Consider the following 14547-nt stretch of genomic DNA (forward strand, 5'->3'; position numbering starts at 1 on the left):
AGGCCGTTTTTGTATATGCAGTATTGTTAAGAGGAAATAAAGACCTCAATGATCCGAGTCGCAATCAATGGTTATGGTCGTATTGGCCGCTCAATTCTTCGCGCTTTATATGAGTCCGGAAAACGTCAGCAAATACAAATTGTCGCAATCAACGAGTTGGCTAAGCCCGAAGCCATCATTCATCTGACCCAGTACGACACTACCCACGGTCGGTTTCAGCCCAGAGTCAAATTAGTCGATGATCAGATGCTGATCGGCGATGACGTCATCAAAATTCTCCATGAACCGGATCCTGCTAAGCTGCCTTGGCACGAAATGGACATCGATATCGTCTATGAAGCGACTGGCGCCATCTTAGATCGCAACAGCTGCGAGGCCCATATCCACGCAGGCGCCAAACAGGTCCTAATCAGTCACCCTTCTTCTGCCGATGTTGATGGCACTATCGTTTACGGTGTCAACCAAGACTTACTGCGTGCCGAGCATACCGTGGTCTCCAATGCCTCTTGTACGACCAATTGTATCGTGCCCGTCATCGATGTACTGGATAAACACTTTGGCGTGAAAAGTGGCGCGATTACGACTATCCATTCGGCGATGAACGATCAGCAAGTGATTGATGCTTATCATGATGACTTACGCCGCACCCGAGCTGCGGGCCAGTCTATCATCCCAGTCGACACTAAACTTGCCCGCGGTATCGAGCGAATTTTGCCGCACATGAAAGACAAGTTTGAGGCGATTTCGGTGCGCGTTCCCACGATCAACGTTACCGCTATCGATCTTTCGGTAACATTAGATAAAACAGTGGATATTGCGACCGTCAATCAAGTGTTAGAATTGGCCGCCAATGGACGATTTAACGGTATCTTAGGCTATACTGATGAGCCGCTCGTATCCTGTGATTTTAACCATGATCCGCGCTCAAGTATTGTCGATGGCACCCAAACTCGGGTGAGCGCAGGGCAGTTGGTTAAACTGTTGCTGTGGTGCGATAACGAGTGGGGCTTTGCAAATCGTATGCTAGATACCAGTTTGGCGATGATTGCAGCTAAACAAAGCTGAAGATAAGAATTTATACCAATGGGTTAAGCCTAGTGGCCAATTCGACGGGATGTCGAGTGCCGAGTAGCTATCTAAGCTAACCGATTGATGCAAAAACCAGTTTGTTTTTTGATTATAAAAGGAAGCGTTACCATGGCAATTATCAATATGTCAGATTTAGATCTCCAAGGTAAGCGAGTGCTTATTCGTGAAGATCTCAATGTGCCAGTCAGCAACGGCGTCGTCACCAGTGATGCACGTCTGCGCGCCTCTCTTCCCACTATCGAATTAGCCCTTGCCAAAGGCGCAGCGGTAATGGTGATGTCTCACTTAGGTCGTCCAACCGAAGGTGAATACAACAGCGAATTCTCCATGCAACCTGTGGTCGATTACTTGGCAAAAGCCCTGTCTTGCACCGTCCGTTTAGCGACCGACTATTTAGACGGCGTTGAAGTCGCGGTAGGCGAAGTGGTTGTGTTTGAAAACGTTCGCTTTAACAAAGGCGAGAAGAAAAACGACGAAGCCCTGTCAAAGAAAATGGCGGCCTTATGTGATGTGTATGTGATGGATGCCTTCGGCACCGCTCACCGCGCAGAAGCGTCAACCAATGGCGTTGGCTTACACGCTCCTATCGCCTGTGCTGGCCCATTATTAGCACAAGAATTAGAAGCGTTAGGCAAAGCCTTAGACAACCCAGCGCGCCCATTAGTGGCCATCGTTGGCGGTTCTAAAGTGTCGACTAAGCTGACCGTATTAGAAAGCTTATCTGGTATTGTGGACCAGTTAGTCGTTGGCGGTGGTATCGCCAACACCTTTATCGCTGCGGCGGGCCACAATGTAGGTAAATCCTTATACGAAGCGGATTTAATTGATGAAGCTAAGCGCTTAGTGGCGAACGCCCAAAGCCGCGGTGGCGACATTCCTGTGCCTACCGATGTAGTTGTTGCGGGTGAGTTTAGCCCTACAGCTACTGCGACCTTAAAAGCGGTCAACGAAGTAGGCGATAGCGACATGATTTTCGACATCGGTCCCGACAGCGCCGAAGCCTTAGCGAAAATCATCGAGTCTGCTGGCACTATCGTATGGAACGGCCCTGTGGGCGTGTTCGAATTCGACCAATTCGGTGAAGGCACTAAGCGTATCGCACAAGCTATCGCTGATTCTAAAGCCTTCTCTATCGCAGGCGGTGGTGACACCTTAGCGGCGGTCGACAAGTATGATATCGCCGATAAAGTCTCTTACATTTCTACTGGCGGTGGCGCTTTCCTTGAGTTTTTAGAAGGTAAAGAGTTACCGGCTGTAGCTATGCTAAAACAACGCGGAGCCTAATATTGAGTTAGGTATTGCGCCATCGCGGCAGGGCGCTGCGATGGCACTAAAACTTGATAAAAAAATTATAAAAAACCGCTCATTCTCTTAAGAGCATAAACCTGTTCTTGAGTGATTGAGCATAAAAATCCATCCAAACGATAGCGACCTCGGTGACCTAACGTTGATGTGACAGTCACCCTATTATTGGAGTTAAAAAATGGCGTTAATTTCCCTACGACAACTACTCGATCACGCGGCAGAGCATGGATACGGTGTGCCAGCGTTCAACGTAAACAACCTTGAGCAAATGCGTGCCATCATGCAGGCCGCAGAAGCCACAGACAGCCCAGTTATCGTGCAAGCCTCTGCGGGTGCACGTAAATATGCGCGTCCACAATTCTTAAAATACCTGATGACGGCTGCACTTGAGCAGTATCCAGATATCCCCGTCTGTATTCACCAAGACCATGGTACCGATCCTGATATCTGTCAGCGTTCTATCCAATTAGGCATGTCATCAGTCATGATGGACGGTTCATTAATGGCCGACGGTAAAACCCCAGCTTCTTACGAGTACAACGTTGATGTGACTCGCAGAACTGTTGCATTCGCCCACGCGTGTGGTGTGTCTGTAGAGGGTGAAATCGGTTGTTTAGGTAGCTTAGAAACCGGTACTGCTGGTGAAGAAGATGGTGTAGGCGCAGAAGGCGTATTAAGCCACGACCAACTGCTGACCAGTCCAGAAGAAGCGGCACGCTTCGTTGCCGATACCCATGTTGACGCGCTGGCGATTGCGATTGGTACTAGCCACGGTGCATACAAGTTCAGCCGTAAACCAACGGGTGATGTACTGCGAATCGACCGCATCAAAGAAATCCATGCCCGCATTCCTAACACTCACTTAGTGATGCACGGTTCATCTTCAGTGCCTCAAGAATGGTTACAGATCATCAACCAATACGGTGGTCAAATTCCTGAAACTTACGGCGTGCCATTAGAAGAAATCGTTGAAGGTATCAAACACGGCGTGCGTAAAGTGAACATCGATACCGATTTACGCTTAGCGTCTACCGGTGCGGTACGTAAATACTTGGCCGAACACCCAAGCGAGTTCGACCCACGTAAGTTCCTGAAAGCCTCTATGGAAGCGATGGCAGACATCTGTACTGTTCGCTACGAAGCCTTCGGTTGTGCGGGCCAAGCTTCTAAGATTAAGCCATTGTCTTTACAAGCAATGTACAAAGCTTATCAGTCAGGTGCTTTAGATCCTAAGATCAACCTCTAAGCCTTAAAAACTGCTCTAAAAAGCCCGCCAAAGTGCGGGCTTTTTCTATGCAAAAAATCGTTGAATTTTCATTTTCTAATCGTAAATGTTAGTATTGCCCAGATTTTCAGGGGATTAAACGGAACAGGAACGGATAAACATGAAGAAAGTACTGACCGCAGCGCTATTAATGTCTGCACCATTTATGGCAAACGCGGGAGCCGATTTTGTTAAGGGCGACAAGACATTCGCAGGTGAAGCCGAGCTAGGTGCAACCTTAACCACAGGTAACACCGACACCTCATCCTATAAGGGCCGCTTAAGCCTTAAGCACGAATTAGGTGATTGGGAAAACCAATACCTATTAGAAGGTTTGTATAAAGAAGATACGGGTGAAGTCACGGCAAAACGTTATTTAGCGGGCGCTCAAGGCAACTATAAGATGACAGACCGCAGCTATCTGTTTGCCAACGCTAACTACGAAGTCGACCCTTTCACCGGTTATGACTACACAGTATCAGGCGCGGCGGGTTATGGTCACAGACTCTATGACACCAGCAAGACTTTCCTAGATGTAGAGATCGGTCCCGGTTACATCTATCAACGCCTCGATTCAGAGCAAGCCCTGTTAGAAGGCACAGATTCGAATGACAGCGTGGTTGCCCACGGCGTGATCAACTTCGAAACTGAAATCACTGAAACCTCAAAATTCCAGCAACGTTTTGTGGCCGACTACGGCGATAAATTAGATGCGCGTTCAGAAACCTCGCTGACAGCCAATATCATTGGCGCCTTAGCGATGAAGTTTGCGATTATTGTGCGCTACAACAGTGAGCCACTGGACGATAAAAAGAGCACTGATACCGAAACGAATATGACCTTGCTCTATTCGTTCTAATCAATGTGATTGATATCAACATAAAAGCACCGAGAGGTGCTTTTTTATTGGCTGTTTTTGGACTAACTTGAAACAAAGTTAGTTAATTCTTTATTAGTTGTATCTGTAGTTATACAAAAATTAATGTTGTAAGCCCCTTTAGTTACCGAGAAATACGTAGAAAGTTGCGTTTTGTCAAAATTTACAGAGCCCGAGCTATGGTAATTTTCGAACTAATTTCCCTTGCAGAGATCAACTTTGATGAAATTACAGCAGTGGTTTAAAAACAGTGGAGTGGCGCTATCTAGCCTATTCTGCGTTGCAATATTGAGCGGATTCTCACCAGCAGTTTGGGCAATGACCGAAGGAACAGAACGGCTCGATTTAACCGCTGCATCAGTGGGGTATATTGCCGTATGCATCTTCGTTCTCGCCTATATTTTGGTGATGGCCGAAGAGGCGCTGCACCTGCGTAAATCCAAACCCGTATTGGTCGCAGCCGGCATTATTTGGGGCATGATAGGTTTTGTGTATGTGCAAAATGGCATGTCGGAGGTTTCCGAGGCAGCCTTTAAGCACAATCTACTGGAATACGCTGAGTTATTACTCTTCCTATTAGTGGCGATGACTTATATCAACGCCATGGAGGAACGTAACTTATTCGATGCGATCCGCGGTTGGTTAGTCGGACGGGGATTTAGCCTGCGAACCGTGTTTTGGTTGACCGGGTTTATGGCGTTCTTTATCTCGCCAGTGGCCGATAACTTAACCACGGCGTTATTGATGTGTGCCGTGGTGATGAAGGTGGGCGCAGGGCAGCGCAAATTTATTACGCTGGCGTGTATTAACATTGTGGTCGCGGCGAATGCGGGCGGTGCGTTTAGTCCCTTTGGCGATATCACCACCCTGATGGTGTGGCAAAAGGGCTTAGTGCACTTTGCGGACTTCTTCCATCTGTTTATTCCAGCCTTGGTTAACTTTGCTTTACCCGCGGCCATCATGAGCGTGTTTATCCCAAGTTATGTGCCCGAGCCTGAAAAAGAGCAGGTGTACACTAAACCTGGCGCGAAACGTATCGTGGCGTTATTCCTGCTGACCATTGCGACGGCGGTATGCGCGCATTCCTTCTTCGGCATGCCACCAGTTCTTGGGATGATGACGGGTCTAGGCTTTCTGCAGTTCTTCGGTTACTACCTGCGTAAGACCTTCGACAAGTCCGTTGCCCGTGAGCGGGCGAAGGCGGAATTACGCCGCGATGAACAACGCCTGCAACAGCTTGGCAGCGTGGTGCCCTTCGATGTGTTTAGCCGGATCTCCCGTGCCGAATGGGATACCTTACTGTTCTTCTACGGTGTGGTGTTGTGTGTGGGTGGCCTTGGCTTTATGGGGTATTTGAGCTTAGTGTCTGAGGCATTGTATTCCCACTGGGATGCGACCTATGCCAACGTCGCTATCGGCCTGTTGTCTTCGGTTGTCGATAATATTCCGGTGATGTTCGCCGTATTGACCATGAACCCTGAGATGGCCCTTGGCCAATGGTTACTGGTGACCTTAACCGCGGGTGTTGGGGGCAGTTTGTTGTCCATCGGCAGTGCGGCCGGGGTCGCCTTGATGGGACAGGCAAGGGGGATTTACACCTTTGGCGCCCATTTACGTTGGACACCTGTGATCGCACTAGGGTATATCGCTAGCATTTTGGTACATATGTGGCTCAATGCTGCAATGTTCTAAAAACAAATGAAACATAGTGTATCTGCATTTGTTTTCAGCATTAAATGTTTTATTGATGTGATTCACAGATTATTCATCTAACCCTGTTAGGTGGCGATAAGATCACTGCGTTGTTTTCGTTCAAATTGTATACTCGGCCCCACATCAAATAGTGAAAGGGGCCGAGATGCAAATAGGCACTTGTTGGTTTAATGCACAGGAACAAGTGCTGGTCGATGCAGCATCAGGACGTAGCTGGTTATTGAGTACGGACGAATTCCAAGCGCTTTCACTCTTGAGTGCGCAGCGTGGCAAAGTGGTCTCACGCATGGAGTTGCTGCAAGTGATTTCGCCGCACCTCAAGTTGTCTATGCGCAGCGATGAATTGCTCAATAGTACTATTCGCCGCTTACGGTTATTTCTCGGTGATGACGCCGCTCATCTGTTGGTGAGTATCGCCAATCAAGGTTATATCCTCTACGCCACGCCCCGCAAGCATTCTCGTACCGCGCTGAACTCGCCCCTGTTCAAGCTGAGTATGCCGCAGTTTATGGTGCTCACGCTCCTGACCTTAGCTGCGCTGCTGTGGGTGGGATCGCATATCACTCACCCTACAAGTATCGCGCCGAATTATGCGAAGCAGTTGCTGACGCACGACGGGCATTATTCGGAAATTCAATTCTATACCGGTCAGCCGTCGGATCATTCGATGCGACCCTTAGTCAATCACTTTTTAGAGCAAGTGTCTGCCTGTGCGGTGTTTCCGTGGCAATCCATTGCGGCGACTATTTCGACGGATCAAAGGTTTGTTAGTCTGGTACTGAAAAATAACGATGCCAATGGACTCGAGTTTGAAACCATCAAAATGATGTCGGAAAACTTCAATGTCGATGTGATTGATGAGCTATGGCTAAAAATGGTGGGGATCTGTGCTTAAACTGACAGGGATAAAAAACCACAACCGCCGGCTTCGCCTCTGGCATGTGATTGCCATAGTGCTGATGTTAGTCGGCATAGGGTTGGGCGCCTATGCGATGACGTTTAACAGCAAACAGTTAAATTTGAGTTGCCGCGCCAAGTTGTATGAGGCGCCTTTTAAGGCGAAGTCTTTACCCTCGTACAGCCAAAGTTTGGCGCTGGATGTGAAGATTGCGGCCAATCAGGCCAAGTTAAGTTCTCGCTATGGGCAGAATGGTCAGGATCTCGCCGCCTTGATTTACGAGGGAAAAGTCAGCGCCTTAGCGCCAGGGACAATGACCTATAAGCTCAACTTAGATCAGGCCAATTTAAAAATGGATCTGTTGCAAACCGAGGTGCCGGACTTAATGCGTGCGGAAGTGCAAAAATCCCGTAAGGCCTTATTTGAGCAGGGTGGAATGAGTTTTGATATGCAGATTGTGGATATGGATACCTTAAACAATTACGTACTGATCAAGTTTTATCCCAGCGGCCATTTGTGGGCTTGCCAGAGCAAATAGCATTATTAATACGTAGAAAAGGCATCCAATTGGATGCCTTTTTTGGGCGCGATGATGGGATTACTGCGGTGTGACTTGGACTAATGTCAGTTCATTATTGGCTTTAGCACCATAAATCTGAATGGCGACCTTGATTTGGGACACGGCGCCGCTTGGGTCCTGTTGTTGCCAATCGAGACCCGCGATTTCAAACTGATATTGGCCATTCTTTACTTCGGTCAGCTGCCCCGTACATTCCCCTTGGCTCTGACAGCGATAGCTTTGGGTGACATGCCAGCGCTTCCATGCCTTAGGATTCGCCGAGGCTTTATCCTTATTAGGGAAACCAAAGTAATAAATGTCATAGCTCTTGGCGGCGGTAATGGCCGACTGGTTAGCATCGGTTAATGAGAAGACTAAGCTGCCGGTATTGGGGTCAAACTGTCCTACCGCCAGATTAATTTGGCTGGCCTCATCGATACTCACCGTGGTTTCTACTGGCGGCGGTGGCGGCGGAGGTGTGACTTCCTCGGATTTATCATCGTCACTACCACAGCCAACAAGGGCGAGTGTACCTAGGGTTAATGCGAGTAATGGGTATTTCATCACTGCCTCCTTAATTGAAGTGGCCAGTGTGGCACGTGGTGCATTCCATATCGGTTTTAACACTTGCCGCCGAACCTAAGGTGCTAGTGCTGCCGTGGCAGACTTGGCAATCCTGCGCTTCGAGTGAGGGTTTGCTGCCGGGCAGGGCACCAATATTCTCGCCCTGATAGGCACGGTTTAGCAGTTCCACCAAGTAATAGGCCATAGAGGCCGATAGGCGGTAGCAGCGCTCACCTTTTTTGGCGAATGGCAGGCCTGAGGCCCGTGACCAGTTACTGATAGAAGAGTGGCACAATACGCTCATTGCCTTCGATGAGCTGCCTACGAGGGCGGTTTTTTCCGCTGTCGAGCCGATACCCGCAACGAACTCAGGGGTTGATAGTGGCAAGGTGGTGTTTTCATAATAGCGGAAGGCATTGGCAATCACCGCGCTATTCTGGCCGTTAATATCATCTAAGATGTTGACTAACATGCCGATGGCGTTGAGGTTGCCGCAAAGTGTGCCTTGGCCTGTGACCCCGGCAAATCCATAACCCGCCAGAGCTGTGGGGATGGTTTTAAACTTGTCGGCATCGGCACTATTAGATTGCGCTAGCATTGTGATAACCGAATGAAACACTTGGTGCATACAGCCGCCACCCGTCTCGTAGGCGAGTTTTGCGGTCGCCATGGCATCGAGTGGCACATATTTGAGCTTTTCCCCGAGGGCTAATAGATATTGACCGTCGGCATTGGTCGCCGCAAATGCTGACGTCCCTATTAAAGTTGCGCCCGCAGCCGCCGTGCTGATACCGATAATGCGAGTTAATGCTTGGCGTCGATTAATGCTCATCATGAATATCCTCTTTTATTAATTGCTTTTATTTATCAATCAGTAACCATTGGTTGATGGCATCATTCTAGAAACTGCAGCAATAAATAGTGTGATTTGCGGCCGGGGATATTTGGTCTCCCAAAATCGCTGGCGGTGGGAGAAGAACAATCGTTTTAGCCGATGTTTGCTAAGTGGTTTTGTGGATATGTTCGATTTCAATGTGCATCAACGCACATTATTTGTGGCATTTATGTAAATTTATGCGAATTTATCACCAAGCTAAGCCGCTGCAAATGGCATTTATCGCTGTGAGCTAACGCAGATTTTTGTTTTATGGCGATCCGCTTGCGGGCTGGTTCACGAAATTTAACTATTTGCCGCCTTGGGTTAACGGGATCACAGTAATCATTAGCAGGCTTGCATAGACTTAATTCGATGATTTTACAGGTTGGAGTTTGAGTTATGCAGGTGGGGGGCTGTTGGTTTGACCGTGAGCGTGGCTTACTTGTCGAACAGGCTCGTGATGAATCTTGGCACCTTCCCCGTGCCGAGTTGCAAGTGTTGAGCCTGTTGGTTGAACATCAAGGCAAACTGGTCTCCAAGCATGAGCTGAAGACTGGCGATGGGGCGCATCCTCCTCTTACTGACACTTCGTTAGCGCGGGCGGTCTTTATGATCCGCTCCTTCCTCGGGCCCCAATATGAGGGGCTGATTGAAACCGTCAAAGGTCAGGGCTATCTGCTGCACAGCACCCAAGGACAAAGGTTTAAAAGTTTGCGTTACCCTAGGCTGCAATCCTTACCTTGGTGGAGTGTGTTGCTGGTTTTTGGATTTATGCTCGCGATTTCAGGCTTTTATCTTAGCCGAATCGACCACAGCGTACCGACTCAACCTTTGCTCTCTACCGATTTGCCCTTAGCCTCGGGGCAACATATTCGGCTGCATTTGTATGCCAATTCGAAAACCAACAACACCCTGTTGTTTGAGTTAGGCGACCGCTTGGGCCAAGGGCTGAGTCGCTGCGGCCACAGTGATTGGTCCGAAGTGTACTCCTCGCTCTCCCACGATAAGCAGGTGCTCAACATTACTATGCGAGGTTATAAACTCGGGCAATCGGTGATTCGCAACTTGAAGATCAGCGACTTTAGACGGCCGAAGGAATTTATTGATGCAAACTGGCTGCAGGAGGTCGGGATCTGTGGCTAAGTGGCTCAAGTGGACGATAAATCTCACCATACTCTCGGCGCTAATCGTCGCCTGCGGGGTGATTTACCTGCAATCTGTTTCCAATAAGGCGGTGATCTTAAATTGCAGCTCCGAGCTGTTTGACCGCCATAGCCAACAAGTGGATGAGGGGAAATTTTACCTCTTGGTCGATGTGTTGATCTCGGCGGGCAATGCACAGATCAATTACCGCTACTTTAACCTCGACGGCTCAAGCGCGGGGGCGATTTTGATGCAGGGCGAGGTCAAGAGCATGGAGCTAAATCGCATGACCTACAATGTGTCGGTCAAAACCAAGACTGAGTCCGAGGACGTCGATAAAAAGTATTGGCCCGAACACATGAAGTACCTTTCTTACATCAGCAGTCTGCACTTTAGTGAGTCCGGTCGACACAATCTCAGTATTGAAGTGTTAGACAGCGATGCCAACCAAGACTATGCGGTTGTCTTGTTTCAGCCGAGTAACACCGTTTGTGGCTGCAGAATCGTCAATAGCCGAATTTAATCAGTGAATTTGCCGCACTTTCGGTTTAGATTATATTTTCCATGGTGTTAATGCCGACTCTTCCATCTCAATCATAAGGTTGTTGTGTTTAAGATACGTGTCAAACAAGAAGAATCCCTGTCGATTAAGTTCAGCCATCAGATGGAAAAGGGCGATAATCGTCAGCTCGATCTCTATTTCTTTTTACCAAAGGAAATGGGCATAGGCGCGCACACTTTAAACGAAGAAGAGTATTACCACAGCGCGATTGTTGGACGACGCTCCTACTACTCCGAAGGGTTGCACTTGCCACTGGTGCAAGGGCGTTTCGCCAGTATGAATCGTCGCACGGTGGAAGAATTCCGGCTGTACTTAAACCTGTTTGCCTACCAGTTTGCCGTCGCGGTTGAAAACGATGTCAAAGAACTCAATCGCATCGCCGATGTGGCGCACTTCTATCTGGCGCTCGATGAGCTGTGCGAGCAAGTGACGCAGCTACTGAAAAAGTTTCGCCGTAATGAGCCGGGCGATCCGAAATGGAAATCCTATTTCGAGAATGCCGATAACTATCTCTCTTGGTTCTGCGAGCAGCAACTGCTAAAAGTGCTCGCCCACGCCACGCGCACCAGTGATTTTGCCGACATCCAAGAACGAGTGTTGACCCTGTGCCGCAACGAATGCGCTTACCGCGACGCCAACAACTATAACTCGGCGCAGACCAAACAAGACCCAAACCGAATTTCGAATAAGATGCTGTTATTGCGGCGCTTAATTCAGCAAGGCGTGGTACTCAAAGAAGAGTTAAAACCCTTAGGCATCGGCCTTAAAAAGTTTACGACTGGACTTGCGACCGCATTGGTGATGTTGGTGGTATCGGCGCTGATCATCGAGGCGCAGGGCGTCTTTAGTGGCTTTACCATAGCGTTGGTGCTGACGCTGGCGGTCATTTACGGATTTCGTGAAATCTTTAAGGACGATGTGCGTAATGCCCTCTGGCGCTTTATTCAGCGTGGTCGGCCGCGTTGGAGCCGTATCTTAAGGGATACCACCAGTCAGTCGGTGATCGCTAAGCAATTAGTTTGGCTCGAATTTATGCGGCAACAGGATTTGCCGGAGAAAGTTAATGAAATCCTAAAACAACGGCATAGCCAGAATAAGGTCGATGCCGAAGTCCTGCATTATAAGATTGCCACTCGGGTAAACCATGGCGAGTTTCAGGCGGGATATTCGACGATACAAGAGCAAGTGAACTTTAGTTTTGTGCCCTTTGCCCGCTACTTAGAGCGGGGTAAGGCAAAAATTTATAAGGAAATTGAGGGCAAGATCAGCCACGAGTCGGTCGAGCGTCGCTACCAAGTGAATCTGATTTTAGTGCTGCGGGATGGCCGCGAAGAACCGCAATACGCGCGCTACAAAATCACTATGAATCGCTCGGCCATTATCGAGATCACCCAAAGTCAGTTACCCGATTCCTTTAATCCGCCCGCTAAGGCTGACGAGTAAAGGCTTGGCCGATATTCTGATCGTTATTCTGCTTTGCCCGTTTGAGCGCCACCTCGGCATTGCTGAGGTATTGCTCTAGGCTTTGTCCTTCCTGATAGCTGGCAATCCCAATGCTAATCCCTTCACCTAAGCCATTGCTGTTGAGCTTTTCTATGGTATTGAGGGCGAAGTGATGTGCCGCCGTGGCGTTGGTATCAGGCAATAACAACAACAGTTTACCGAGTTGCCAGTGAAGGATTTGGTAATGGGCGGGGATTTCGAGCAAGAGCTGTACTTCCACTTCCTGCTGGCGCGTCTCAAGTTGGTCGATATCACTCATATGGCTGAGTAAGCCCTCAGGGTTGATATCCATCACCAGCAGACTTGAGTGGTTGCGGCTTTGGGGCGATAGCGAAGCAAAATAGCGTTCCAAATCGGAGAGATGCTGCAAAATGGTGCTGCGGTGCGGCACAAAGCTGCGCGGCTCGGTTCCCCTTAGGCTATCGGCGGCTTGCTCTAAGGTACAGATGATGTAGTCAATCTCACCGTCAGAAGCCACATGGCCCTTCAAGGTGGCCTGTAAACAATTGGAATGGCGCAGATTGGGCGAGCAGAGGATCTGCCCTTGCCATTGACCCTGCATGCTGATTTGGGCGGTGATCCGCTGCCATTGGTTACCCAGATCGTTGGCGAGCAGTGAGGCTAAATCATGGTTCAAATCACCATTAAGTTGCATCAGTTGATCGAATACTGGATTGATTTTTATCAGCTTACCATTGGCATCCGTCAACGCCGTGGCCACAGTCGTATCGCAGAGTAAGTCGCTTAAGAAGGCTTGATTCTGGCAATCGATCATGGCGCTAATATCTTCAAGGGAGACTAACAGATGCGGTAAGCCGCGCCCCAATCTTGGCGCTTGGCGTACGCATACGCTAAGTCTTGAGCCCTTATCATTGTCTAGCGACAGCTTGCCTTGCCATTCACCTTGTCGATGCACTTGGTCGAGCATTTGCGCTAGGGTCAAGTCATCGAGATTAAGGGCGCGTTGCAGGCTTCGGTCTGTGAGTTCATCCTGCGGCACTTGAGTCGCCTCGGCCGCCTTAGGGTTAGCACTGATAATTCGTGCCTGCTCATTGGCGAGGATAAAGCCGATATCATTGTTAAATAATGCATTAGCCACATCGATACTGTATTGGCGAGAGCGATACTGCAGGCGGTACATATGGCTGAGCAAGATCACCCAAGCGGCCAGTAAGGTCAGAATTAGCGCGGCGACGATGACGATGTTCTGCCATTGGGAAAACTTAGAGGCGATATCATCGTTACGAATATAAGAGAGTAAAAAGTACTCGCGGCGCAGCTCGGGCTGATTCGTTAACTCGACTTTGAGGTACACGAAGGTGGCATCTTCACCATGGAATTGGCCAAAGTTACTCATCGACATTTCCCGCCACAGCGCCGGATAACTCTGGCGCAGACTGGCGCCTAAGGTATCGGGAATATGGGTTAAGGGCGCGAGTTCACTCACGCCGGCATAGAGCAACCCTTGGGTATCTAACACTAGCATCGGTGATTTATTGCTTGAAAATGCAGGCTTAATTGCTTCTAGCATCTGCACAATCGAGTTGTAGGTAATCAAATAACCCATGGAGCTTTGATCGGGTTTCTCAAGCCAAGTCATTTGATACATATAGGGTTCGAGCATGCCATTAAGGGGCACAAACTCTAAGGGTGAGGTAAAGACTTCTTTGCCACCTAAGTTACGACTCGAGCCTAACAGGGCGGCGGGTAGCGCGTCCTGACTAAAGTTTGAAGGTGTCGCAAACTTATAATTACCTTGGGGATCGAACAGGGCAATCCCGAGGAGTTCGGGGATATGCTGCACTAGCTCCTGCCAACTTGCCTGTAATTTTTGTTGAGACGAGGCCGTTGGATTTTTGAGGTACTGCTTGAGTAACTCGTCTTTGGCAAATAGCTGAGTGCGAAATTGCTGGAAGGCGACCTTATCTGTGATCAGCGTGCCTATGGTTTGTAATTCGCTATATCTTTGGGTTGCCCATTCTTCCTGTAACCGACGTTCACCTAAGGTAATGATTAAGTTGGTTAAAATAATCATACCTATCACCAGCATCGATAACTGGCTCGCGACAGCCAACAGGCGTTGGTGAGACCAATGCAGCCCTTGGGTCAATGAAAGTAATGGCGCGAGTGGGTGTAGGTTAGGGTTCTTTTTCAGCATGGGCCGATTTAGGGTTGATTAACTGTTAATTAGGC

Annotated in this window: 13 protein-coding genes; 10 read left to right on the forward strand and 3 right to left on the reverse strand. The window is 48.9% G+C overall.

The window, feature by feature from the left end; all coding sequences use genetic code 11:
- Positions 1–48: 48 nt before the first annotated feature.
- From epd to CF168_RS04060, 7 genes are all read left to right on the forward strand, one after another.
- Positions 49–1065: an erythrose-4-phosphate dehydrogenase gene (epd, locus tag CF168_RS04030; protein WP_089067058.1), complete on the forward strand. Its 1017-nt coding sequence runs from the start codon at positions 49–51 to the stop codon at positions 1063–1065.
- Between the two features lie 132 nt (positions 1066–1197).
- Positions 1198–2373, forward strand: coding sequence for a phosphoglycerate kinase (locus CF168_RS04035; protein ID WP_089067059.1), 1176 nt, complete (start codon positions 1198–1200; stop codon positions 2371–2373).
- 199 nt (positions 2374–2572) lie between these two features.
- The gene (gene fba / locus CF168_RS04040) at positions 2573–3640 is read left to right on the forward strand and encodes a class II fructose-bisphosphate aldolase (protein ID WP_011621571.1); all 1068 of its coding nucleotides are present in this window, start codon (positions 2573–2575) and stop codon (positions 3638–3640) included.
- A 139-nt stretch (positions 3641–3779) separates the two neighbouring features.
- Positions 3780–4517 (forward strand): DUF481 domain-containing protein, encoded by a 738-nt coding sequence (locus CF168_RS04045; protein ID WP_086902641.1) that lies wholly within the window; start codon positions 3780–3782, stop codon positions 4515–4517.
- 240 nt (positions 4518–4757) lie between these two features.
- On the forward strand, positions 4758–6227 hold the full coding sequence (nhaD, locus tag CF168_RS04050; protein WP_089067060.1) for a sodium:proton antiporter NhaD: 1470 nt from the start codon (positions 4758–4760) through the stop codon (positions 6225–6227).
- A gap of 166 nt (positions 6228–6393) precedes the next feature.
- Positions 6394–7143, forward strand: coding sequence for a winged helix-turn-helix domain-containing protein (locus CF168_RS04055; RefSeq protein ID WP_089067061.1), 750 nt, complete (start codon positions 6394–6396; stop codon positions 7141–7143).
- On the forward strand, positions 7136–7684 hold the full coding sequence (locus CF168_RS04060; RefSeq protein WP_089067062.1) for a hypothetical protein: 549 nt from the start codon (positions 7136–7138) through the stop codon (positions 7682–7684). The genes CF168_RS04055 and CF168_RS04060 overlap by 8 nt, the downstream gene beginning before the upstream one ends.
- A gap of 60 nt (positions 7685–7744) precedes the next feature.
- Here CF168_RS04060 and CF168_RS04065 read toward each other — a convergent pair whose 3' ends face one another.
- Complete coding sequence (locus tag CF168_RS04065; RefSeq protein WP_089067063.1) at positions 7745–8269, reverse strand: hypothetical protein; 525 nt, start codon at positions 8267–8269, stop codon at positions 7745–7747.
- 10 nt (positions 8270–8279) lie between these two features.
- The gene (locus CF168_RS04070) at positions 8280–9101 is read right to left on the reverse strand and encodes a cytochrome C (RefSeq protein WP_167373684.1); all 822 of its coding nucleotides are present in this window, start codon (positions 9099–9101) and stop codon (positions 8280–8282) included.
- Positions 9102–9545: 444 nt separating this feature from the next.
- On the opposite strand from CF168_RS04070, the gene CF168_RS04075 reads away from it, so the two are divergent.
- The 3 genes from CF168_RS04075 (at position 9546) to CF168_RS04085 (ending at position 12294) form a co-directional block, all read left to right on the forward strand.
- Positions 9546–10289: a winged helix-turn-helix domain-containing protein gene (locus CF168_RS04075; RefSeq protein ID WP_089067065.1), complete on the forward strand. Its 744-nt coding sequence runs from the start codon at positions 9546–9548 to the stop codon at positions 10287–10289.
- Positions 10282–10812 (forward strand): hypothetical protein, encoded by a 531-nt coding sequence (locus CF168_RS04080; RefSeq protein WP_011627108.1) that lies wholly within the window; start codon positions 10282–10284, stop codon positions 10810–10812. Before CF168_RS04075 ends, CF168_RS04080 begins: the two co-directional genes overlap by 8 nt.
- An 84-nt stretch (positions 10813–10896) precedes the next feature.
- The gene (locus tag CF168_RS04085; protein WP_055647408.1) at positions 10897–12294 is read left to right on the forward strand and encodes a hypothetical protein; all 1398 of its coding nucleotides are present in this window, start codon (positions 10897–10899) and stop codon (positions 12292–12294) included.
- On the opposite strand, the gene CF168_RS04090 is transcribed toward CF168_RS04085, so the two are convergent.
- Positions 12278–14512 carry a PAS domain-containing protein gene (locus tag CF168_RS04090; RefSeq protein WP_089067066.1) on the reverse strand — a complete coding sequence of 745 codons (2235 nt, stop codon included), beginning with the start codon at positions 14510–14512 and terminating at the stop codon, positions 12278–12280. The genes CF168_RS04085 and CF168_RS04090 overlap by 17 nt on opposite strands.
- Positions 14513–14547: the final 35 nt, after the last annotated feature.

Origin of the sequence: Shewanella bicestrii (genome assembly GCF_002216875.1) — a bacterium.
In the GTDB taxonomy this organism is placed as follows: Bacteria; Pseudomonadota; Gammaproteobacteria; order Enterobacterales; family Shewanellaceae; genus Shewanella; species Shewanella seohaensis.

Bases quoted from the DNA above. Each gene is read 5' to 3' on its own strand.
- nhaD (WP_089067060.1), top strand. From the start codon at position 4,758: ATGAAATTACAGCAGTGGTTTAAAAACAGTGGAGTGGCGCTATCTAGC.
- CF168_RS04065 (WP_089067063.1), bottom strand. From the start codon at position 8,269: ATGAAATACCCATTACTCGCATTAACCCTAGGTACACTCGCCCTTGTT.
- epd (WP_089067058.1), top strand. From the start codon at position 49: ATGATCCGAGTCGCAATCAATGGTTATGGTCGTATTGGCCGCTCAATT.
- CF168_RS04090 (WP_089067066.1), bottom strand. From the start codon at position 14,512: ATGCTGAAAAAGAACCCTAACCTACACCCACTCGCGCCATTACTTTCA.
- fba (WP_011621571.1), top strand. From the start codon at position 2,573: ATGGCGTTAATTTCCCTACGACAACTACTCGATCACGCGGCAGAGCAT.
- CF168_RS04055 (WP_089067061.1), top strand. From the start codon at position 6,394: ATGCAAATAGGCACTTGTTGGTTTAATGCACAGGAACAAGTGCTGGTC.
- CF168_RS04045 (WP_086902641.1), top strand. From the start codon at position 3,780: ATGAAGAAAGTACTGACCGCAGCGCTATTAATGTCTGCACCATTTATG.
- CF168_RS04035 (WP_089067059.1), top strand. From the start codon at position 1,198: ATGGCAATTATCAATATGTCAGATTTAGATCTCCAAGGTAAGCGAGTG.
- CF168_RS04075 (WP_089067065.1), top strand. From the start codon at position 9,546: ATGCAGGTGGGGGGCTGTTGGTTTGACCGTGAGCGTGGCTTACTTGTC.
- CF168_RS04070 (WP_167373684.1), bottom strand. From the start codon at position 9,101: ATGAGCATTAATCGACGCCAAGCATTAACTCGCATTATCGGTATCAGC.